Source organism: Streptococcus sanguinis, assembly GCF_001078705.1.
GTDB classification, from domain to species: domain Bacteria; phylum Bacillota; class Bacilli; order Lactobacillales; family Streptococcaceae; genus Streptococcus; species Streptococcus sanguinis_D.
In genome coordinates this window covers 1131429-1152604 of record NZ_CDMW01000001.1, presented here as the reverse complement: position 1 = coordinate 1152604, position 21176 = coordinate 1131429, and the positions used below count along the sequence as shown (strand labels likewise).

The window sequence follows — 21176 nt, the reverse complement described above, 5'->3', positions numbered from 1 at the left end:
TCGCTCACTGCGACCATCTCCTATTTTCCCTTTGCTTTTGACGGGTTTGGTATCTTAACTATGTCTATTCATATTTCTGCTAAGCAGGGTGAAATTGCTGATAAAATCCTTCTTCCGGGGGATCCGCTTCGTGCCAAATTTATTGCGGAGAATTTCCTTGAGGATGCTGTTTGCTTCAATGAAATCCGCAATATGTTCGGCTACACTGGTACTTATAAAGGACAACGTGTTTCAGTTATGGGGACTGGAATGGGAATGCCCTCAATCTCTATCTACGCGCGAGAGCTGATTGTTGATTACGGTGTGAAAAAGCTGATTCGTGTGGGAACAGCTGGTTCGCTGAATGCTGATGTCCATGTCCGTGAATTAGTACTGGCTCAGGCGGCTGCGACTAACTCCAATATCATCCGCAATGACTGGCCACAGTATGATTTCCCACAAATCGCTAGCTTTGATTTACTAGATAAGGCCTATCATATCGCCAAAGATCTCGGTATGACAACGCATGTTGGGAATGTCTTGTCGTCAGATGTCTTTTATTCAAACTACTTTGAAAAGAACATTGAGCTTGGTAAATGGGGAGTTAAAGCTGTTGAAATGGAAGCGGCAGCTCTTTACTACTTGGCAGCTCAACACCATGTGGATGCTCTTGCTATCATGACCATTTCTGATAGCTTGGTCAATCCTGAAGAGGATACGACAGCTGAAGAGCGTCAAAATACCTTTACCGATATGATGAAGGTTGGTTTGGAAACCTTGATTGCAGAAGCATGAAAGTAGATGTCAAAGAAGCCATTCTCTTTGCTATTTCCCGCTATGACTATGCTTATGCTCATAAGCTGGCTGTGCGAGCAGGAAGCAGTATCCAGTCTGATTTGGTCCTTCTTCTTGAGGCTTTAGCGGAGCGAAGAGAGCTTAACATCCAATCTATGATGAATCTAAAGTTGGAAATCACTGGGGCTAACCTAGCTGATTTTCAACTTTTTTACCATGAAAATGAAGTGGATGAGCAGCTAGTTAATTACCTTTATGATCTGGAAGCCAAGCTGAGAAATGAGCAGCTGATTGACTTTATCCGAGCTGTAAGTCCAGCTATTTATCGGATTTTTATGCGGCTGATTCGCATGCAAATACCAGATATTGAGAGCTATATTCATAATTCGCGAGGGGCTAGTTACGACCGTTGGAAGTTTGAAAAGATGCGAAATTCTGATAATCCTGACCTGCAAAATTTTCATGCGGAAAGCACGGTCAATTCTTCTAGTTTGACGGAGATGATTTTGCAGTTGCATTTGCCCGAATCTGTCAAAGAATCAGCACGGCAACTAAGAGAGTTAGAAAAGTCAGTCCGCAATCCACTGGCTCATCTTATCAAGCCTTTTGATGAGGAAGAATTGCACCGGACGACAGGTTTCTCATCTCAGCATTTTATGGAGCTTCTGGTTGATTTGGCGCAGGAGACAGGCATTGTCTACCAGAGGGAACCTTTTTACTTCGACCTAGCTAATGAGGTTATAGAAAGTCTCTTATAAGGAGTAGCAGGATGGATAAAATTGCAAGGCTGCAAGAATTGATAGACCAAAGTCAAAATATCGTCTTTTTCGGTGGGGCAGGTGTTTCGACTGAGTCCAATATTCCGGACTTCCGCAGCTCAGATGGGATATACAGCGTCGAGCTGGGTCGGCATTTTACAGCAGAGCAGCTGGTTTCTCATACTATGTTTGAGCGCTATCCGCAGGAGTTTTTTGACTTTTACAAGAAGTACCTGCTCTATCCAGAGGCTAAGCCCAATGCAGCACATGTCTACTTGGCAGCCTTAGAGAAAATGGGTAAGCTCAAGGCTGTTGTGACTCAAAATATCGATAGCTTGCATGAAATAGCTGATTCAAAAAAGGTTCTCAAGCTACATGGCAGTGCGGATAGAAATTACTGTCTGAATTGTCAGCAATTCTATGATTTGGATGCCTTTCTGGCTCTGCAGAGTACCATTCCTCGCTGCCTTGACTGTGGCGGTATTGTCAAGCCAGATGTGACCCTTTATGAAGAACCGCTAGATATGGAAGTTTTCCAGCAGGCAGCCCAAGCTATCCAGCAAGCTGATCTACTGATAATCGGCGGTACATCCTTAGTCGTCTATCCCGCAGCCAGCCTCATCCAGTACTTTTCAGGTAAGCATCTGGTCGTCATCAACAAGACCAGCATCCCTCAAGACAGCCAAGCAGACTTAGTGATTGAGGGCAAGATAGGGGAAGTCTTGGGGAAATTAAAACAATAGAAAAAACACCTGAGATAGCTTTTTCAGGTGTTTTTTGCAGTTTATTTATCAAATTGTACTTCCTCAATCAGATACTCAATGAATCGTTCTCCCATTTTGGATAGGCTGGCTTTTTCGTGATGGATGTAGACCAGCTCAATCGGATCATCGATGTCCAGTGGAATGGAGACGATATTATCTCCATTGAGGTTGCTATTGAGAATACCTGTTGCAATTGTGTAGCCATCCAGACCAATCAAAAGGTTAAAAAGGGTCGCGCGGTCGCTGACAACGATGGATTTTTTATGGTGTTCCTGAGAGAGAATTTCCTCGGAAAAGTAGAAGGAGTTGTGAGTTCCTTGGTCGTAGCTGAGGTAGGGGAAGTTTTCTAAGTCAGATAATTGAACCAGCTTTTTCTTGGCCAGCGGATTGGACTTGCTGACAAAGATATGGGGTTGAGCTGTGAATAGATGAGTAGCAATCAGGTGATTGTCATCCAGCATCTTGGATAGGACATCGCGGTTGTAGCTATTGAGAAAGAGAACGCCGATTTCGCTGCGGAAGTTTTTTACGTCGTCAATAATTTCCCAAGTCCGAGTTTCCCGCAAAAAGAGCTCGTATTTCTCCATATCGCTTTTTTTAAGCAGGGAGACAAAGGCATTGACCACAAAGGCATAGTGCTGGGCAGAAACGCTGAAAAGCTCGCGGTGGGCGACAGGGTTCTTGTATCGCTCCTCTAGAAGCTGCGTCTGCTCAACTACCTGCCGAGCATAGGAAAGAAACTCCATGCCGTCCTTGGTCAAGGTAATTCCTTTGGGATTGCGAATAAAAATCTCGATGCCCATTTCATTTTCCAAATCCCGTACAGCATTGGATAAGCTAGGCTGGGTAATGAAAAGCTGCTTGGCAGCTTCGTTCATACTGCCAGTCTCGACAATTTTGATAATATAGTGTAACTGTTGAATTCTCATAGGACTATTTTATCACAAACTGGGGATTTTTTCCCGATAAATCTGAAGATTAGAAAATGTTTGCTTGCTATGGTTCCCTGTGCTAAAATGAAGGAAATAAGGAGGGCGATATGGATAAAGATGATGATTACAAGAATCGTTCAGTGGTTTTACCAATTGCAATTTTTATAGTATTTATGATAATTTGCATAATGATTGCATTTGGGAATGTGTTATTTATGTGGGGGATTAAGTCTGCTTATGAGAGTCTTGGGCAAAACAGTAATACCTCATCTCTTCCTCAAAAATCGTCAGACGAGCTTCAGTTAGAAGATAAAGTCTTAGATAAAGGAAACTATAGCTTCAAGTGGTCAACTGACGAAATAATCAATCTGCAAATTAAGGATACTTCTACTGGCCAAGCTGGAGTTTCTTTGGATGAAGTGCTGGAAAAACATGGCAAAGCTACTAGCTTTTTTTATAGTGAAATAGATGACAATATTGAATTAACTTATTTTAGCGAAGCTAAGCAAGACTATCATAGAAGCAATTTAAGTTTGACATTTGAAAAAAATGGGTCAAACTATCATCTTATTAGGAAGAGTGCGCATATTATTGATGAACTATATCCAAGTTTACCAAAGGAAGATAGTTCCCATCTCTGGACAAAGGATGAAATTTCCAGCTTACAAGTTCGTGACGAGAGTACAGGCAAACCCGGTATGTCTTATGAAGAAATCATTCAATTGTTTGGACTTCCTCAGGAATCAGAAGTCTTCATTTCTCACTTAGATTCAGAAAGTAGTCATTATATTGGCTTAGACCTTAGATACGTAACATCAGATGAAGTTTATAAAAATGAATGGGTTCATCTAACTTTACATCGTGAAGAAGACGGAATTTACCGTTTAACGATAGCAGATAGCCACATTGAGAGAACAGAAAGATAAAACGAATAATGGCTCTCTTTCAACACAAAAACATGCAGACATGTTATTCCGAATAATAATCAGATACTGAACGAAAAAGTGATAGAGTAGCCTTGGTTTTCAGAAGACAGGAGGATGGAAGCTTTTGTCTAGCAGATGTAAGTAGCGAATTTGACAAGGACTGGTAAAGCTGAGGTAAGTCGGAAATGTGAAAATTCTGATATTTTTATGCCTTGACATTCCTCATCTCTAACGATATAATGTTTACAATTTAACCTTTAATCAAGTCCAGTGAGGCTGCAAGGTAGGAAAAACGGTATAAGAGGCAGTTGGCTGCCTTGTTTTTTGCGAAACCTTGCTGCGGCGAGGTTTTTTCTTGTAGAAAGTGAGGTTGTCATGGTTAGTGACAGTTGCAAAAAGAGATTTGGCAAGATTATGCTGGAGCAGATGGAGCTGCTGGAGCAAGTAGAGATTGCGCCTAATATTTTTTCTATGCTCCTAAAGGGTCAAATGGTCAGCCAGATGCAGGCTGGGCAGTTTTTACATATTCGGGTACCAGATGACAGCAAGCTTTTGCGCCGGCCTATCTCAATCGCAGAGATTGACCGAGACAATCTGACTTGTCGCATCATTTATCGGATAGAAGGTGGCGGGACGGCTATTTTTTCTCAACTTTCAGTTGGAACTTTTCTTGATGTTATGGGGCCTCAGGGCAATGGCTTTGATTTGAGTCCTGTAAGTGCAGGTGACCACGCTTTGATTATCGGTGGTGGGATTGGTGTCCCTCCCCTGCTTGAGGTTGCTAAAGACTTGTATGCCAAGGGAGCTCAAGTGACAGCTGTTCTGGGGTTTTCTGATAAATCTGCTGTCATTTTGGAAGCAGAAATGAAAAAATACGCTGAGGTCATTGTCACGACAGATAACGGTTCTTATGGTCGTCAGGGCTATGTATCAGCTGTTGTGGATGAGTTCTCCCAAGACTATGCGGCTGTTTATTCCTGTGGTGCGCCAGCTATGCTTCAGTATGTGGATCGTAAGTTTCTGGACCATCCGCATGCTTATCTTTCCATGGAATCCCGAATGGCATGTGGTATGGGCGCCTGCTATGCCTGCGTAGTTCATGTGGCAGGTCAGGACGAGTCGGTCAATAAGCGAGTTTGTGAAGACGGGCCGGTCTTTGAGACGGGCACGATTATTGTCTAGGAGGGGAAAGAATGAGTGACCAACGTTTAAGAGTTTCCTTGCCAGGCTTGGACCTGAAAAATCCAATTATTCCAGCATCTGGCTGCTTTGGCTTCGGTCAAGAATATGCCAAGTACTATGGACTAGACTTGCTGGGCTCTATAATGATAAAGGCTACGACTTTGGACCCCCGCTTTGGCAATCCCACTCCACGTGTGGCAGAAACGCCAGCTGGTATGCTCAATGCCATTGGCCTACAAAATCCAGGTGTTGAGGTTGTTCTAGCTGAAAAACTGCCCTGGCTGGAAAAACATTATCCCGACCTACCAATCATCGCCAATGTAGCAGGCTTTTCTAATCAAGAGTATGCCACAGTTGCTGGGAAAATTTCTCAAGCCCCCAATGTCAAGGCTATTGAGCTCAATATCTCCTGTCCTAATGTTGATCATGGAAATGCTGGACTGTTGATTGGTCAAGTTCCGGAGTTGGCTTACGAAGCAACCAAGGCAGCAGTAGATGCCTCCACTGTACCTGTCTATATCAAATTGACTCCGAGCGTAGCAGACATCACTCAGGTAGCCAAGGCAGTTGAAGACGCTGGTGCTGTTGGTTTTACCATGATTAACACCTTAGTAGGTATGCGATTTGACTTGAAATCGCGCAAGCCTATTATCGCTAATGGCACTGGAGGTATGTCAGGTCCGGCTGTCTTTCCGGTAGCGCTCAAACTGATTCGTCAAGTGGCGCAAGCAAGTAAACTTCCCATTATTGGTATGGGGGGAGTTGATTCTGCGGAGGCTGCTCTGGAGATGTTTATAGCGGGCGCTTCAGCTATTGGAGTGGGAACTGCCAATTTCACGGATCCATATGCCTGTCCGACCATCATTGAAGATTTGCCTAAGGCTATGGATAGATACGGCATCGAAAGTCTTGAAAGCTTACGAAAAGAAGTTCGAGAGAATTTGCTTTAAAGTTACATTTTTACTTGACAATCCTGCCGTGAAATTATAGAATGAACTAAATATAACCTTTAAAGAAGTCCAGAGAGGCTACTAAGGTACATACGTTTGAATGGCAGATACTGCCACATTTTCGTGTAACCTTGCTCTCGGGCAAGGTTTTTTCTATGTCTCTAAGCCTAATGTGAAGGTTGGTTTTGAGATATAAATGCCTAATGGACTTTTTTGAAGATAATAATTTAAAAGGAGATTTTCCCCTCATGCGTGAAGAACGGCCTATTATCGCCCTCGACTTTCCATCTTTTGACGATGTCAAAGAGTTCTTGGAGCATTTTCCGGAAGATGAAAAGCTTTATGTCAAAATCGGCATGGAATTCTTCTATGCCATTGGTCCAGAAATCGTTCATTATTTGAAAGGTCTTGGACACAGCATTTTCTTGGATCTGAAACTGCACGACATTCCCAATACGGTGCGCTCAGCCATGTCTGTCTTAGGAACATTTGGCATCGACATGGTCACGGTCCATGCGGCAGGCGGTGTGGAGATGATGAGCGAAGCCAAGAAGGTTTTGGGAGATAATGCTAAGTTGGTTGCGGTGACTCAGCTGACCTCGACCAGTGAGGAAGATATGCGTGATTGCCAAAATATCCAGACTACGGTTCAGGAGTCAGTTGTCAATTACGCTCGGAAGGCTAAAGAAGCTGGCTTGGATGGCGTCGTTTGTTCGGCTCAAGAAGTTGAACTGATTAAGGCGGCTACTGCAAATGACTTTCTCTGTGTGACGCCGGGTATTCGGCCAGCTGGATCAGAAATCGGTGACCAAAAGCGGGTCATGACTCCGCAGGAAGCCCATCAAATCGGAAGTGATTATATTGTAGTCGGCCGTCCGATTATCCAAGCTGAAAATCCTTGGGATGCTTACCATGAGATCAAGAAGCAGTGGAATAGCTAAGTAAGAACAAGAGATACGATTTAAATCGTTATACGAAATTGACAGCATCATAAACATTCAAATTTATAAGGAGCAAAAAATGACTTTAGCAAAAGAGATTGCGCGTGATTTATTGAACATCAAAGCTGTGTATTTGAAGCCAGAAGAACCTTTTACATGGGCGTCGGGCATCAAGTCACCTATATATACGGACAACCGAGTGACCTTGGCTTATCCAGAAACTCGGACCTTGATTGAAGATGGTTTTGTCGAAAAGATTCGAGCGGAATTTCCAGATGTAGAAGTCATTGCTGGAACTGCGACAGCAGGTATTCCTCACGGAGCTATTATTGCAGATAAAATGAACCTGCCATTTGCCTATATCCGCAGCAAACCAAAAGATCACGGAGCGGGCAATCAAATCGAAGGTCGCGTAGTGCCTGGACAGAAGATGGTTGTCATTGAAGACTTAATCTCGACGGGTGGTTCGGTCTTGGATGCGATTGCTGCCGCTAAACGTGAAGGTGCGGATGTGATTGGTGCGGCGGCTATCTTTACCTATGAGCTGCCAAAGGCAGAAAAGAACTTCAATGAAGCGGGTGTGAAATTAATAACCCTTTCTAACTACACTGAGCTAATCACTCTGGCTGAAGCAGAAGGGTATGTCAGTCCTGAAGGCTTGGCCTTGCTTGAGAAATTTAAGCATGACCAAGAAAATTGGCAAGATTAGACCGAATACAAATAAAATGATCTGACCTTTATTCAGGTCATTTTTCAGTAAAACGTCCTTGTATTGCCTTTAAAAATGGCTTAAAGTCTCGGTGTTTGGTATAATAGAGCTATGTCTAAGATTTATCATCTATCCTTTTCAATATTACAGAAAGTTATGCTGATTACGGCTGTTCACTGGTTTCTGATTGCCATATGGCATGTTTCAGAGCTGAATAGTATAGCTATTATTGCTTTTGCTGGGTTAGCGTATCTAGGCTATCGCTATCGGCATTTGCTAGGAAAAGCTTATCATTGGCTGATGAAGCATAAACTTCTTATTATGCTAGCCGCCTTTATTTTTCAGCTGATTATGCTCTTTTCAGCAGAGCTTTTGATTAGGCGGGATGCAGCAGTTGTCTTTACAGGGGCTTTCAAAACTCTGAAAGAAAGTTCCATTTCCAGCTATTTGACCCGCAACCCTAACAATGTCTCACTCTTTCTTTACGAGCGTTTTTTCTTTAATGTATTTGGGGAATCTGGTCTATGGGTCATGCAGGCCTTGAATATTGTTTATACTAACGTAACGGCCTTGATTCTCTATAAGGGCTGCCAAAAGTATTTTTCCCAAAAGACTGCAGATGTTGTCTTTAGTTTATATGTGCTTTTACTGGGCTTTTCTCCTTATTTCTTTTCAATGTATACCGATATTCCGCCTCTGCCTTTCATCAGTTTGCAGATTTTCCTAGTTCTGGGATTGCTGAAGGGAGAGGAATCAAGCCGACAGCTGGTTTGGCGCAGTATTTTGCTTGGGCTGATGACTAGTCTGGCTTTCTTCTTTAGACCAACAGTAATGATTCTGCTGATAGCTGTCTTCGGAGTTCTCTTTTTCAAAAAGAACTGGAAGAAGTTCTTTCTGACACTAGTCGTTTTTGCTTGCAGTTTTGCGATTAGCTATGCTCCGCTGCATTACTGCTCCAAGCATCAGAATGAAGTGCCGATTATGGAGGGAGAGGGATTGGCAAAAGGTCCCCTGCTCTTTATCAATCTAGGTCTGACCTTCAATGGCCACAATCAGGAAGATATGAAAGAAGGGCTCTTGCAGTATATTGAGCCCGATAAGCAATATGATTATAACAATGGCATGTTTGCTAAGGAATATGTTATCAAGGAAATCAAGCGGCGCTTGAGCGATTATAATCCTTTGACTTTAGCTCATCATCTCTTCCACAAGCAGTCTCTGACTGTAGCAGAAGGAGATTTGGGCTGGCTCTACCGCAGTGTCGAAAATGAAAAGACGCCTTATATATCGCCTTTTTACCAAGATACGAAAGATAATCCTTTAACTCAGTTTGTCCGTGACTTCTTACTGAACACTGACAAGTCAGAATTTGTCTATTTCTCGCTGTCCAAGCAGGTGGTTTGGATTGTCATGGCGGCAGGACTTGTCTTTGCTCTTTGGAAATATCGATCCAGTGACGAACTGAATTTTCTAACCTTAGCTGTTTTTGGCGGCCTGCTTTTTCTGCAAATTTTTGAGGGAGGAAAGACGCGTTATCTGATTCAGTTTTTGCCACAGATTCTAATTCTGTCCGCACTAGGATTAGCCCAGTACCCTCAATCTCTAGGGAAGTTTCGCTTTTGGACTAGAAAGAAGGAGTCTTTAGAATGAAAAGACCTGTTCCTATCTATGAACCGCTTTATAGCTTGAAGCCCATTGCTGAGAATATCTGGATTGCCGACGGTGATTTGATTGAAATGGATGCGGTGCTGACAAAGTTGCCTTTTTCTACCCGCATGACTGTTATTAAGTTAGCAAACGGCCAGCTCTGGTGTCATTCACCAATCCAGCCAAATCAAGTTTTGTTTGACCAGTTAGACGCTTTGGGTCCGGTTTCGCATCTTGTTTCTCCTAATAAGATTCACTATGCTTATATTGCTGACTGGAAGAAGCGCTATCCGGAGGCAATTGCTTGGTCTAGCCCAGGAGTTGAGGAGAGAGCGGCCAAGCAGAAAATCCCAGTCTCTTTTGATGAAAAGCTGACGAATGAGGCTCCTGAAGTTTGGGCAGACCAGATAGATCAGTTGGTTTTCAAGGGAAGTACTTATATTGAGGAAGTGGTCTTTTTTCACAAGGACAGTCGAACCTTGATTTTGACAGATTTGATTGAGAATTTTCAAACAGACCGTTTTCCAAGTCCGCTTCGCAGCAAGTTTTATAAATTAGTTCGAGTTGCAGCTCCGGACGGTCAGACACCTATTGACTACCGTATGACTTTTATCGGTCATCAAAAAGAAGCCAGAGAGTGTTTGAAGCAGATGCTGGCTTGGCAACCGGAGAAAATCATCCTAGCCCACGGTTCTTGTTTTCTGGAAAATGGCACAGCAGAATTAAGAAGAGCGCTTAGGTGGATTAGGTAAGAGAATTTTATCGTAGGAAATGAGAGGAGACATGTATGAAGCATTCAGCTTGGCATGCTTTGATTAAGGAGCAGCTGCCGGAAGGTTATTTTGCAAAAATCAATCATTTTTTAGACGAAGTGTATGCTTCAGGGACCATTTACCCACCTCGGGAAAAGGTGTTTAATGCGATTCAGACGACAGATTTAGCGGATGTTAAGGTGGTTATTTTGGGGCAGGATCCCTACCACGGACCGAGACAGGCACAAGGCTTGAGTTTTTCTGTACCTGATGACATTCCAGCTCCGCCTTCTTTGCAGAATATTCTCAAAGAACTGGCTGACGATATCGGAGTGAAGGAGTCGCATGATTTGACTTCCTGGGCTCAGCAAGGTGTTCTCTTGCTCAATGCTGGTCTGACAGTGCCTGCTGGTCAGGCCAATGCGCATGCCGGCTTAATCTGGGAGCCATTCACAGATGCAATTATCAAGGTAGTCAATGAAAAGACTGTTCCAGTTGTCTTTATCCTTTGGGGTTCTTACGCCCGCAAGAAAAAAGCCCTGATTAGCAATTCCCAACATTTGATTATCGAGTCAGCTCACCCAAGTCCGCTGTCTGCGTATCGTGGTTTCTTTGGCAGCAAACCTTTTTCACGTACCAATGATTTTTTAGTGGCTAAGGGCTTGGAGCCTATCAATTGGTTAGCTTAGGAGGTAGTATGGTTCAGTTAGCAACGATTTGTTATATCGATAATGGTCAAGAGTTTCTCATGCTGCACCGCAACAAAAAGCCCAACGATGTTCATGCTGGGAAGTGGATTGGTGTCGGTGGCAAGCTAGAGCGAGGAGAAACTCCGCAAGAATGTGCTGCACGTGAGATTCTAGAGGAAACAGGTCTAAAAGCTAAACCTGTTCTCAAAGGAGTTATCACTTTTCCAGAGTTTACTCCCGACTTGGACTGGTACACCTATGTCTTCATGGTGACTGAGTTCGAGGGTGAACTGATTGAATGCAACGAAGGGACTTTGGAATGGGTGCCCTATGACCAGGTTTTATCTAAACCAACCTGGGAAGGCGATCATACCTTTGTTGAGTGGCTTCTAGAAGACAAGCCTTTCTTTTCTGCAAAGTTTGTTTATGACGGTGATAAACTGTTGGATACGCAGGTGGACTTTTACGAATAAGGAGATAAGATGATGCTATTAATCAAAAACGGACGAGTTATGGATCCTAAGACTGGTTTTGACCAAATTACTGACCTCTTGGTCGAGGGGAAGAAAATTGTCAAAATCGGTCAAGATTTGCAGGAAGAAAATGCAAAAGTTATTGATGCCAATGGTTTGGTTGTGGCTCCTGGTTTGGTGGATATACATGTTCATTTTAGAGAGCCTGGCCAGACTCATAAGGAAGATATTCATACGGGGGCCTTGGCAGCAGCAGCAGGAGGCTTTACGACTGTTGTTATGATGGCCAATACCAATCCGACCATCTCTACGGTTGAAACCCTGAAAGAAGTACTGGACTCGGCTAGTCGTGAAAATATCCATATTAAGTCGGTCGCAACGATTACAGAGAATTTTGACGGGCAGCATCTGACAGATTTTCAAGGTCTCTTGGCAGCAGGAGCAGTAGGTTTTTCTGATGACGGTATTCCGTTGACCAACGCTGGCATTGTCCGCCAAGCCCTTGTAGAAGCGCGTAAAAATGACACCTTTATCAGCTTGCATGAGGAAGATCCCAATCTCAACGGAATCCTTGGTTTCAATGAGCATATTGCCAAAGAGCATTTTCATATCTGCGGCGCGACAGGTGTGGCAGAATACAGCATGATTTCCCGCGATGTCATGATTGCTTATGATGCAAAGGCTCATGTGCATATCCAGCATTTGTCCAAGGCTGAGAGTGTAAAGGTTGTGGAATTCGCTCAGAAGCTAGGTGCTCAAGTCACTGCTGAAGCAGCACCTCAGCACTTCTCTAAGACAGAAGCTCTGCTATTGACCAAGGGCAGCAATGCTAAGATGAATCCACCTCTGCGCTTAGAATCGGACCGTCTGGCGGTTATCGAGGGGCTCAAGTCTGGTGTCATTTCTGTCATTGCGACGGACCATGCTCCACATCATGCTGACGAGAAAAATGTAGCCGATATCACGCAGGCGCCTTCTGGTATGACTGGTCTTGAGACTTCGCTTTCTCTAGGTCTGACCTACCTTGTTGAGGCTGGTCATCTGAGTTTGATGGAACTTTTGGAAAAAATGACTCTTAATCCGGCTCAATTGTATGGCTTTGATGCTGGCTTCATCGCTCAGGATGGTCCAGCCGATTTGACAATATTTGACCCAGAAGCAGATATACTTGTGACTGACCATTTTGCCTCCAAGGCTGCCAATTCACCTTTCGTTGGTGAAAAACTTAAAGGCCAAGTGAAGTTTACCATCTGTGATGGGGAAGTTGTCTTTGAAGGATAATACTAATAAGACTCTGATGAATTTCAGGGTCTTTTTTAACACAGAAAACTTTCTGGGAATTTTCTGAAAATACGAATGTTTGTTGAAATAGTAGTAGTTTAGTTCCTTTTTGAACCGAAAAGATGTATAATATAACAAAATACTAAAGAGGAGTGTTCGTTAATATGAAGAAGAAATTTTTCATCTTACCTGTTCTATCAACAGTGCTTTTGGCACCTGCTTTTTTGGCGCATCAAGTCTCTGCGGAAGAGGCTCAGGCTAGTCCTGAACCTGCAACGACGGAGTTGACCAATCAGCCAGCTGCTGAGACAGCTTCTGAAGCGCAACCAACTGCTCCAGCAGCTTCAGAAGAAGAAAAACCAGCAGCAACTAGTCAGGATGCAGTTGCTCAGGTTCCTCCAGCTGCGACAGAAGCCGCTGCAGCACCAGCCCAGTCTGAAAATCTGCCAGAGGCTACGATTCTCCATACCAACGATGTGCACGGCCGCATCGTAGAAGAAAAAGGCGTTATCGGTGATGCCAAGCTAGCTACTGTTATCAAGGAAGAACGTGCTAAAAATCCTAAGGTTCTAGTCGTGGATGCGGGTGATGCCTTCCAAGGGTTGCCAATTTCCAATAGCTCAAAAGGGGAAGAACGGGCGAAAATCCTTAATGAAATTGGTTACGATGCTATGGCAGTTGGTAACCATGAGTTTGACTTTGGTCTGGATGAGGCAAAGAAATACAAGGAAATTCTTAAATTCCCACTCCTCAGTTCTAACACCTACGCCAATAATGCTCGAGTCTTCCAAGCATCTACCATTGTGGACAAGGACCCAGCGGTTGAGGGAGATGAGTTTGTGGTAATAGGTGTGACAACACCAGAAACTGCTACAAAAACTCACCCTAAAAACGTCCAAGGTGTGACCTTCACTGATCCAATTACAGAGGTTAATCGGGTTATTGACGAAATTGAAGCACGCGCAGCAGCAGAAGGAAAGAACTACAAAAACTATGTTGTCCTGGCTCACTTAGGTATTGATACGACCACTCCAACTGAGTGGCGCGGCTCAACCTTATCTGAGGCCCTTTCCAAAAATCCTAAGCTCAAGGGCAAACGTGTAACCGTTATTGACGGCCACTCCCACACAGTAGCTTCTACAACTTATGGCGATAATGTAACCTACAACCAGACCGGTAGCTACCTACACAATATCGGAAAAGTGACTTTCAAGGCCAATCAACTGCTAGGCAATCCTCAGCAAATCCCTGCTGAAATAGCTAAGAAAGTCGCTCCAGACCCAGTTGTAGCAGACATGGTCAGCAAGATTAAAGCCAGATACGACGCAGATAATGCCAAAGTTATCGTTGCAAACAGCCCTGTAGAGCTTAATGGCGATCGTGAAAATGTCCGCGTTCGCGAAACCAATCTGGGTAATGTCGTAGCCGATGCTCTCTACGATTATGGTCAAACTGGCTTTGCCAATAAAACAGACTTAGCTGTTACTAACGGAGGCGGCCTGCGCGAAACTATTGCCAAAGACAAGCCAATCACCAAGGGAAATGTTATCGCCGTATTACCTTTTGGGAATACTATTTCTCAAATCAAGGTAACTGGTCAAAATATTGCAGATATGTTTGCCAAATCTCTGGGCTCTATTCTTCAGGAAAAAGATGGCAAGCCTGTGCTGGATGAGAACGGACAACCCTTGCTAGAACCAAGCGGTGGCTACCTGCAAATATCTGGAGCTAAAGTCTACAACGATACTACTCTGCCGGCTGATCAGCGTGTCCTTCACATTGAGATTAAGAACAAAGAAACTGGTGTTTATGAGCCTCTTGATCCAAATAAGACTTATTATCTGACGACTAATGACTTCTTGGCTGCTGGTGGTGACGGCTATACCATGCTAGGCGGCCCTCGCGAGGAAGGACCATCTATGGATGTGGCTTTCGCAGACTATCTTGCAAAAGCTGATTTGACAACCTATGCAGTTATCAATCCAAACTCACGTGCTATCTCTATTTCATCCACTAAGGATACAGATGGTGATGGCTACACTGATATTGAAGAAATCAAGCAAGGAACGGATCCGGCTAATGCGGCTTCCTACCCAGCTGGTGCTAAAGCAGCTGATCCTGCAAAACAGGCAGCTCCAATGGCCAACACGCCAAATCAAACTAAGCAAGTGCCTGTGCATGTTGCCAAGACCTTCACTAAGGACCCTGCAGCTAAAGAACTACCACAAACAGGCAGCGAATCAGCAGTTACCTTGAGCCTAGTTGGTATGGTTTTAGGATTCTTTGGATTGGCAGGAATCAAGAAAAGTCATAAAGAAGACTAGTTAGAAGACACAATAAAACGGAAGTTGTTCACTTCCGTTTTATTTCTTAGCCTCAGGATTTTGATGGGTGATATTCAAGCCCCAAGGAATTAAATTTTCTTTTTTCTGTTTGATACGTTGGATATTGTCCTTGTGCCGGAAGATAATAATCAAAGCTAGCACAATGATAATCAGAGTAAAGAAGAGGTCATAGCTGGGCAGGATAAAGCCAACTAGAGGAAAGAGCAGAGCCGACAGGATAGCGATGACTGCTGAGAGCACACTTGCCAGAGAAATCATACTTCCCAGATAGAGGATGCTGGCAAAGATGATAATCAGATAGACAAAGAAGGCTGGTGAGAAGCCCAGAACAACCCCTGCACTGGTTGCCACTGCCTTGCCGCCCTTAAAGCCAGCAAAGATGGGAAAAGTATGGCCAATTACGGCCAAGAGGCCAAAGACAAGCGGCGAAACTCCCTCAATATGCAAAAAGAAAGGCAGCAGGGTCGCTGCAGTTCCTTTGAGAAAGTCGATAGCAAAAGTAGCCGTCCCAGCAGTCTTTCCCAAAATACGGAAAGTATTGGTCGTTCCAGTATTGCCGCTGCCGTATTCTCTCAGGTTCTTTTTAAAGAAAATTTGCCCAATCCAAAGTCCAGTCGGAATAGAGCCCAGTAAGTATGCTAGTATTAATCCAATTATCGTGTTCATCATGATTTTATTATACCATTATTTCGCTTTCTTACAATAGAAAAGGATAGAATTTATAGCAGGAAATGTCTACTCGGATAGTGGATTGTTCTTCGTGTAAAATCAGTCCTCATCAGCATTTTTTTCAAAAAAATCTTTGCAATATTTGCCAAAAACTTGTAAGATAGAAAAGATGAATCATTAGGAGGTTCTTGTGGCAAAAAAGGAAATCAATATTAACAATTACAATGACGATGCCATTCAGGTATTAGAAGGGTTGGATGCGGTCCGCAAACGTCCAGGGATGTATATCGGATCGACCGACGGAGCGGGACTCCACCATCTGGTCTGGGAGATTGTGGACAATGCTGTTGATGAAGCCCTGTCAGGCTTCGGTGACCGGATCGATGTGACGATTAACAAGGACGGCAGCCTGACTGTCGCAGACCACGGACGCGGGATGCCAGTCGGCAAGCACGCTATGGGCATTCCCACGGTTGAGGTCATCTTCACCGTTCTCCACGCTGGCGGTAAGTTTGGCCAAGGTGGCTATAAGACCTCGGGCGGTCTTCACGGTGTAGGGTCCTCTGTTGTCAATGCCCTGTCTAGCTGGCTGGAAGTGGAAATCACACGGGATGGGACTGTTTACAAGCAGCGCTTTGAAAATGGTGGAAAACCAGTCACTACGCTCAAGAAAATCGGCACGGCACCTAAGTCCAAATCTGGGACCAAAGTGACCTTCATGCCAGACGATACGATTTTTTCAACGACGGACTTCAAGTACAACACTATTGCGGAGCGGCTTAAAGAATCAGCCTTCTTGCTCAAGAATGTCCGCCTGTCGCTGACCGATGCACGGACTGGCGAAGAAGTAGAGTTTCATTATGAGAACGGGGTTGAAGACTTTGTCAGCTATCTCAATGAAGACAAGGAAACCCTGACTCCTGTCCTCTATTTCGAGGGCGAGGAGAGTGGCTTCCAAGTTCAGGTGGCTCTCCAGTACAACGACGGCTACGCCGATAATATCCTGTCCTTTGTCAATAACGTCCGTACCAAGGACGGTGGTACCCATGAGACGGGGCTCAAGACCGCTATTACCAAGGCCATGAACGACTATGCCAGAAAGACTGGCTTGCTAAAGGAAAAGGATAAGAATCTGGAAGGCTCAGACTACCGTGAGGGTCTGGCAGCTGTCCTGTCCATCCTCGTCCCTGAGGCACACCTGCAGTTTGAAGGCCAGACCAAGGACAAGCTGGGCAGCCCTTTGGCTCGTCCGGCCGTGGACTCCATTGTCTCTGACAAGCTGACTTTCTTCCTCTTGGAAAATGGTGAGCTGGCATCTAATCTCATCCGCAAGGCTATCAAGGCCAGAGATGCTAGGGAAGCAGCCCGCAAGGCGCGTGACGAAAGCCGGAACGGCAAGAAGAATAAGAAAGACAAGGGTTTGCTGTCTGGTAAGCTGACCCCGGCCCAGTCCAAGAATCCAGCCAAGAACGAACTCTATCTGGTCGAGGGAGACTCTGCCGGTGGCTCTGCCAAGCAAGGCCGTGACCGTAAGTTCCAAGCCATCCTGCCCCTGCGCGGTAAGGTTATCAATACTGCCAAGGCTAAGATGGCTGACATTCTCAAGAACGAGGAAATCAACACCATGATCTACACGATTGGAGCGGGTGTTGGGACAGACTTTACCCTTGAGGATGCCAACTATGACAAGATCATCATCATGACCGATGCGGACACCGACGGTGCCCATATCCAGACCTTGCTGCTGACCTTTTTCTATCGCTATATGCGCCCGCTGGTCGAGGCCGGTCGCGTCTATATCGCCCTGCCGCCTCTCTATAAGATGTCCAAGGGCAAGGGCAAGAGCGAAGTCGTCGAGTATGCCTGGACCGATGGCGAGCTGGATGACCTGCGCCGCAAGTTTGGCAAGGGTGCCATGCTTCAGCGCTATAAGGGGCTCGGTGAAATGAACGCTGACCAACTCTGGGAGACCACCATGAATCCCGACACCCGCACCCTCATCCGTGTTACCATCGAAGACCTGGCCCGGGCCGAACGCCGTGTCAATGTCCTCATGGGCGACAAGGTTGAACCACGCCGCAAGTGGATTGAGGATAACGTCAAGTTTACGCTTGAGGAAGTAACAGCATTTTAATAAGAAAGATAAAACATGACAGTAAATTGGAAATTAGAATCAGATGTGAACGATTGGGTAAAACGACAGTTAGAGGGTTTAGGATTAGTCAAACTTGTAGATTTTAACGAAGAATCGGCAATGAGTCCTAAGCTTAAATCAGCTCTGAAAGGAGCTGCTAAGACTAAAATGAAGACGAAGACTGGTACGCCAGACTTTCATGTTGAAAAATATGTTGATAGATACAAAGTGCCTGTTATCATTGAGGACAAGCTTAAACTGAATAAATTGGTAGTTCAAACAAAAGATGGATTGAAATTTGACTATAACTCAGTTAATTCTTTTGCTGTAAATGGTGCTATTCATTATTCTCGTAAGGTAATTGATAGTGGGAAATACAATGAAGTTATTGCGATTGGAATTGCCGGTGATAATGCCGAAAATGTTGCTATTAAAGTCTATTATGTTTTTGGTTCTGCAGAAAATGCCCATAAAGAAGTTACAACTGTTACAACTTTAGACTTTCTCGAAAACGAAAAAACTTTTGCTGATTTTTATAATGAAGCAAAACTTAGTGAAGAAGACAAACATCAAATTCTTATTGATAGCCAGGCAACGTTGCAAAATTATGCTAAAAAGTTAAATAAGCTTATGCACAATCATAATATTACTGCTCCACAGCGAGTTTTGTATGTGTCTGGTATGCTTTTAGCTATGCAGGAAGTAGTTGATAGCGATGGAAAACATGTAGATGATGGTTTAACTCCTGATGATCTTAAAGGTATCCAATCGGCATCTAAACGAGATGGTAAAAAAGTTGTTGATCAAATTAAATCTTTTTTAGATGAAAGAAATATTAATTCTGAAAAATTGAAATTGATGATGGCATCTTTTGGTGAAATTTCCAAGGATAGTCAACGAGATGAATTACATGAGACGGATAAAGAAGTTGCTAAGTTTATTGATGGCTCATCATCAGTGACAAAGCAAATTTTCACTTTCATTTTTGAATATATCTTTAAATCAATTGATGGTTTAGGTGGTCATATTGATATTATGGGCGAGATGTACTCTGAGTTTCTTAAATATGCTCTTGGTGATGGGAAGGAAATCGGAATCGTATTGACTCCTCCTTATGTGACCAAAATGATGTCTCAAATTCTTGATATTGATATGAATAACAAGGTGATGGACTTGGCAACCGGTTCTGCTGGATTCTTGATTTCTGCTATGGAATTAATGACAGATAGTGCTAATGAAAAGTATGGTAAAGGAACAACTAGAGCAGAAAAAACAATTAGACACATTAAACGAAATAATCTTTTAGGGATTGAACTCAATGCAGAGATGTATACCTTGGCGACAACTAATATGATTTTGCGTGGAGACGGTTCTAGTCGTATTGAAAAAGGTTCTGCTTTTAATCGTCCTGAAAGTCTTTTTGCAGACTTTAAAGCAGATCGTGTCTTGCTAAATCCTCCATTTTCTTACAAAGAAAATGGTCTGCCATTCATTGCCTACGGTCTGGATAAAATGGAGAAAGGCGGACTTGGTGCTATTATTATCCAAGATAGTGCTGGCTCAGGTAAGGCGACAGAGACTGCTAAGGCTATCTTGAAGAAACATACATTGTTAGCTTCAATCAAAATGCCAGTTGATCTATTCGTTCCCATGGCAGGAGTACAAACCTCTATTTATATTTTTGAAGCTCATAAAAAACATGACTATGAGCAGACGGTTAAATTTATTGATTTCAGAAATGATGGATATAAACGTGCAAAACGAGGAATTTCAGAAATAGATAGTCCTGTTCAGCGTTACCAGGATATTATCAAGATTTACAAAGCTGGAACTCGTGCAAAAGTTGATCAAGAGCTCTGGAATTTAGAACAAGTCTATTTTGAAGATTTTATCACTGATAAAGGTAATGACTGGAATTTTGAGCAGCATCAAGTAATTGATACCAAACCAACCTTGGACGATTTTAAAAAGACTGTTGCCGACTACCTAGCTTGGGAAGTTGACCAACTTCTAAAAAACAAGGGAGATGATGACTCAAAAAAAGCTTAAGCCCTCGTCTTCAGAAATTAAATGAAGAATTTGAAGCTAGCGGGGGCGAGTGGAGAGAAGTCAAAGTGGGAAAATTGTTTCATATTCGTCCCACTAAAAATTATGGTCTAACAAATCAGAAACTGTTTGCTAATTCTGGTTCAGTACCAGTTGTAGTTAATTCCAGCCAAAATAATGGAATTGGGGGTTTTGTTGATTTAGAACCTACAGAGCAGGGAAATATAATTACTTTTTCTGATACAACTACATCGGATAGTATTTTTTATCAACCAAATGATTTTATAGGTTACTCGCATGTACAGGGAATGTTTCCATATGAAGAGTGGGATAAGTACAGTTTGCTATATTTTGTAATATGTTTTAGAACGGCTACAAAAGGGAAATTTGACTATGGAAACAAATTTAATCGAGATAAGGCAAAAGAGATTTTAGTTACCGTACCTTACCACAATAATAAACCGGCATTTAAATATATGGAAGACTACATCAAAGCGCTCGAGGCTGAACGCATCGAGACGCTCGAGGCTTATCTAACAGTAACAAATCTCAAGGATTATCACCTCACAAAAAATGATGAGAAAATCCTTGACAGATTTGACAAACTCAACGATACTAAGAGTAGAGTAGAGGAGTGGGAATACTGTGTCATTAACAAATTATTTACGAAATTAGAGTTGAAATGTCATAGAGCTAATTTTGATAAATTAAGAGATACATCACAAAAACCCACCAAAGAATTCGATCTTCCGCTTGTTAATGCGAAAATTGGTGGAAATGGTATAATGTTTTATGGTAGAACTGAGGATTTTGATAGCGCAGAGATGACTATCGATATTATTAGTAACGGTGCTGTTGCAACTGGGACTGTGTATCCACAAGTTCACAGAGTAGGAGTTCTTTGGGATGCTTATTTAATCAAATCTAAGTTAAATGTTACGGAATCACAGTTGAAATTTATGGCAACATCAATTCAAAAGTCAATTAAACAAAGATTTGGTTGGGAAAATAAAGCTGTATGGTCAAAAGTTCAAAAAGAAAGTATTCAACTTCCTACTCAAAATGGTCAAATTGATTATCAATTCATGTCTGATTTTATTAAAGTCGTTGAGAAAATTGTCATCAAAGACTTAGTGCAGTGGACAGATAAGAAAATTGCGGCAGCAAAAGAAATTGTGGCAAAATAAATAATTCCATTCGTCCG

General features: G+C 43.2%; 18 protein-coding genes and 1 pseudogene. 17 read left to right on the top strand and 2 right to left on the bottom strand.

Annotated elements, in window-relative coordinates:
* The first annotated feature begins 60 nt into the window (after positions 1 to 60).
* Genes deoD through SSV_RS05715 form a run of 3 tightly spaced genes read left to right on the top strand, consistent with a single transcriptional unit; the run spans position 61 to position 2275 of the window.
* Complete coding sequence (deoD, locus tag SSV_RS05725; RefSeq protein WP_176693568.1) at positions 61 to 774, top strand: purine-nucleoside phosphorylase; 714 nt, start codon at positions 61 to 63, stop codon at positions 772 to 774.
* Positions 771 to 1532, top strand: coding sequence for a hypothetical protein (locus SSV_RS05720; protein WP_072074033.1), 762 nt, complete (start codon positions 771 to 773; stop codon positions 1530 to 1532). Before deoD ends, SSV_RS05720 begins: the two co-directional genes overlap by 4 nt.
* A gap of 11 nt (positions 1533 to 1543) precedes the next feature.
* Positions 1544 to 2275 carry an NAD-dependent protein deacylase gene (locus SSV_RS05715; RefSeq protein ID WP_072074032.1) on the top strand — a complete coding sequence of 244 codons (732 nt, stop codon included), beginning with the start codon at positions 1544 to 1546 and terminating at the stop codon, positions 2273 to 2275.
* Positions 2276 to 2316: 41 nt separating this feature from the next.
* On the opposite strand, the gene SSV_RS05710 is transcribed toward SSV_RS05715, so the two are convergent.
* The gene (locus tag SSV_RS05710) at positions 2317 to 3225 is read right to left on the bottom strand and encodes a LysR family transcriptional regulator (protein WP_072074031.1); all 909 of its coding nucleotides are present in this window, start codon (positions 3223 to 3225) and stop codon (positions 2317 to 2319) included.
* Between the two features lie 110 nt (positions 3226 to 3335).
* On the opposite strand from SSV_RS05710, the gene SSV_RS05705 reads away from it, so the two are divergent.
* The 11 genes from SSV_RS05705 to nt5e all read left to right on the top strand — a co-directional run bounded on the left by SSV_RS05705 (position 3336) and on the right by nt5e (position 15102).
* Positions 3336 to 4154: a hypothetical protein gene (locus SSV_RS05705; RefSeq protein WP_072074030.1), complete on the top strand. Its 819-nt coding sequence runs from the start codon at positions 3336 to 3338 to the stop codon at positions 4152 to 4154.
* Positions 4155 to 4529: 375 nt separating this feature from the next.
* Positions 4530 to 5336 carry a dihydroorotate dehydrogenase electron transfer subunit gene (locus SSV_RS05700; RefSeq protein ID WP_072074029.1) on the top strand — a complete coding sequence of 269 codons (807 nt, stop codon included), beginning with the start codon at positions 4530 to 4532 and terminating at the stop codon, positions 5334 to 5336.
* Between the two features lie 11 nt (positions 5337 to 5347).
* Complete coding sequence (locus tag SSV_RS05695; protein ID WP_072074028.1) at positions 5348 to 6286, top strand: dihydroorotate dehydrogenase; 939 nt, start codon at positions 5348 to 5350, stop codon at positions 6284 to 6286.
* Between the two features lie 248 nt (positions 6287 to 6534).
* A complete protein-coding gene (gene pyrF / locus SSV_RS05690; RefSeq protein WP_072074027.1) occupies positions 6535 to 7227 on the top strand; it encodes an orotidine-5'-phosphate decarboxylase in 693 nt (230 codons plus the stop codon).
* A gap of 79 nt (positions 7228 to 7306) precedes the next feature.
* Complete coding sequence (gene pyrE, locus SSV_RS05685) at positions 7307 to 7936, top strand: orotate phosphoribosyltransferase (protein WP_072074026.1); 630 nt, start codon at positions 7307 to 7309, stop codon at positions 7934 to 7936.
* Positions 7937 to 8047: 111 nt separating this feature from the next.
* Entirely contained in the window at positions 8048 to 9586 is a 1539-nt protein-coding gene (locus tag SSV_RS05680; RefSeq protein ID WP_072074025.1) for a glycosyltransferase family 39 protein, read from the top strand.
* Entirely contained in the window at positions 9583 to 10335 is a 753-nt protein-coding gene (locus SSV_RS05675; protein ID WP_072074024.1) for a DUF4336 domain-containing protein, read from the top strand. Before SSV_RS05680 ends, SSV_RS05675 begins: the two co-directional genes overlap by 4 nt.
* A 35-nt stretch (positions 10336 to 10370) precedes the next feature.
* Positions 10371 to 11024 carry a uracil-DNA glycosylase gene (locus SSV_RS05670; RefSeq protein ID WP_072074023.1) on the top strand — a complete coding sequence of 218 codons (654 nt, stop codon included), beginning with the start codon at positions 10371 to 10373 and terminating at the stop codon, positions 11022 to 11024.
* Positions 11025 to 11032: 8 nt separating this feature from the next.
* Positions 11033 to 11497 (top strand): NUDIX hydrolase, encoded by a 465-nt coding sequence (locus tag SSV_RS05665; RefSeq protein ID WP_072074022.1) that lies wholly within the window; start codon positions 11033 to 11035, stop codon positions 11495 to 11497.
* Between the two features lie 12 nt (positions 11498 to 11509).
* Entirely contained in the window at positions 11510 to 12778 is a 1269-nt protein-coding gene (locus SSV_RS05660) for a dihydroorotase (protein ID WP_072074920.1), read from the top strand.
* Between the two features lie 164 nt (positions 12779 to 12942).
* Entirely contained in the window at positions 12943 to 15102 is a 2160-nt protein-coding gene (nt5e, locus tag SSV_RS05655; RefSeq protein ID WP_072074021.1) for a cell surface ecto-5'-nucleotidase Nt5e, read from the top strand.
* Positions 15103 to 15141: 39 nt separating this feature from the next.
* Here nt5e and plsY read toward each other — a convergent pair whose 3' ends face one another.
* Entirely contained in the window at positions 15142 to 15792 is a 651-nt protein-coding gene (plsY, locus tag SSV_RS05650; protein WP_061589022.1) for a glycerol-3-phosphate 1-O-acyltransferase PlsY, read from the bottom strand.
* 190 nt (positions 15793 to 15982) lie between these two features.
* On the opposite strand from plsY, the gene parE reads away from it, so the two are divergent.
* From parE to SSV_RS05635, 3 genes and pseudogenes are all read left to right on the top strand, one after another.
* The gene (parE, locus tag SSV_RS05645; RefSeq protein ID WP_072074020.1) at positions 15983 to 17926 is read left to right on the top strand and encodes a DNA topoisomerase IV subunit B; all 1944 of its coding nucleotides are present in this window, start codon (positions 15983 to 15985) and stop codon (positions 17924 to 17926) included.
* A 15-nt stretch (positions 17927 to 17941) separates the two neighbouring features.
* Positions 17942 to 19975, top strand: coding sequence for an HsdM family class I SAM-dependent methyltransferase (locus SSV_RS05640; protein ID WP_072074019.1), 2034 nt, complete (start codon positions 17942 to 17944; stop codon positions 19973 to 19975).
* Positions 19976 to 20034: 59 nt separating this feature from the next.
* Positions 20035 to 21159 (top strand): annotated as a pseudogene (locus tag SSV_RS05635) (restriction endonuclease subunit S); the annotation flags it as partial.
* Positions 21160 to 21176: the final 17 nt, after the last annotated feature.

Bases quoted from the DNA above. Each gene is read 5' to 3' on its own strand.
- nt5e (WP_072074021.1), top strand. From the start codon at position 12,943: ATGAAGAAGAAATTTTTCATCTTACCTGTTCTATCAACAGTGCTTTTG.
- deoD (WP_176693568.1), top strand. From the start codon at position 61: ATGTCTATTCATATTTCTGCTAAGCAGGGTGAAATTGCTGATAAAATC.
- pyrE (WP_072074026.1), top strand. From the start codon at position 7,307: ATGACTTTAGCAAAAGAGATTGCGCGTGATTTATTGAACATCAAAGCT.
- pyrF (WP_072074027.1), top strand. From the start codon at position 6,535: ATGCGTGAAGAACGGCCTATTATCGCCCTCGACTTTCCATCTTTTGAC.
- SSV_RS05660 (WP_072074920.1), top strand. From the start codon at position 11,510: ATGCTATTAATCAAAAACGGACGAGTTATGGATCCTAAGACTGGTTTT.
- SSV_RS05695 (WP_072074028.1), top strand. From the start codon at position 5,348: ATGAGTGACCAACGTTTAAGAGTTTCCTTGCCAGGCTTGGACCTGAAA.
- SSV_RS05640 (WP_072074019.1), top strand. From the start codon at position 17,942: ATGACAGTAAATTGGAAATTAGAATCAGATGTGAACGATTGGGTAAAA.
- SSV_RS05665 (WP_072074022.1), top strand. From the start codon at position 11,033: ATGGTTCAGTTAGCAACGATTTGTTATATCGATAATGGTCAAGAGTTT.
- SSV_RS05705 (WP_072074030.1), top strand. From the start codon at position 3,336: ATGGATAAAGATGATGATTACAAGAATCGTTCAGTGGTTTTACCAATT.
- plsY (WP_061589022.1), bottom strand. From the start codon at position 15,792: ATGATGAACACGATAATTGGATTAATACTAGCATACTTACTGGGCTCT.
- SSV_RS05715 (WP_072074032.1), top strand. From the start codon at position 1,544: ATGGATAAAATTGCAAGGCTGCAAGAATTGATAGACCAAAGTCAAAAT.
- SSV_RS05675 (WP_072074024.1), top strand. From the start codon at position 9,583: ATGAAAAGACCTGTTCCTATCTATGAACCGCTTTATAGCTTGAAGCCC.
- SSV_RS05700 (WP_072074029.1), top strand. From the start codon at position 4,530: ATGGTTAGTGACAGTTGCAAAAAGAGATTTGGCAAGATTATGCTGGAG.
- SSV_RS05710 (WP_072074031.1), bottom strand. From the start codon at position 3,225: ATGAGAATTCAACAGTTACACTATATTATCAAAATTGTCGAGACTGGC.
- SSV_RS05720 (WP_072074033.1), top strand. From the start codon at position 771: ATGAAAGTAGATGTCAAAGAAGCCATTCTCTTTGCTATTTCCCGCTAT.
- SSV_RS05670 (WP_072074023.1), top strand. From the start codon at position 10,371: ATGAAGCATTCAGCTTGGCATGCTTTGATTAAGGAGCAGCTGCCGGAA.
- SSV_RS05680 (WP_072074025.1), top strand. From the start codon at position 8,048: ATGTCTAAGATTTATCATCTATCCTTTTCAATATTACAGAAAGTTATG.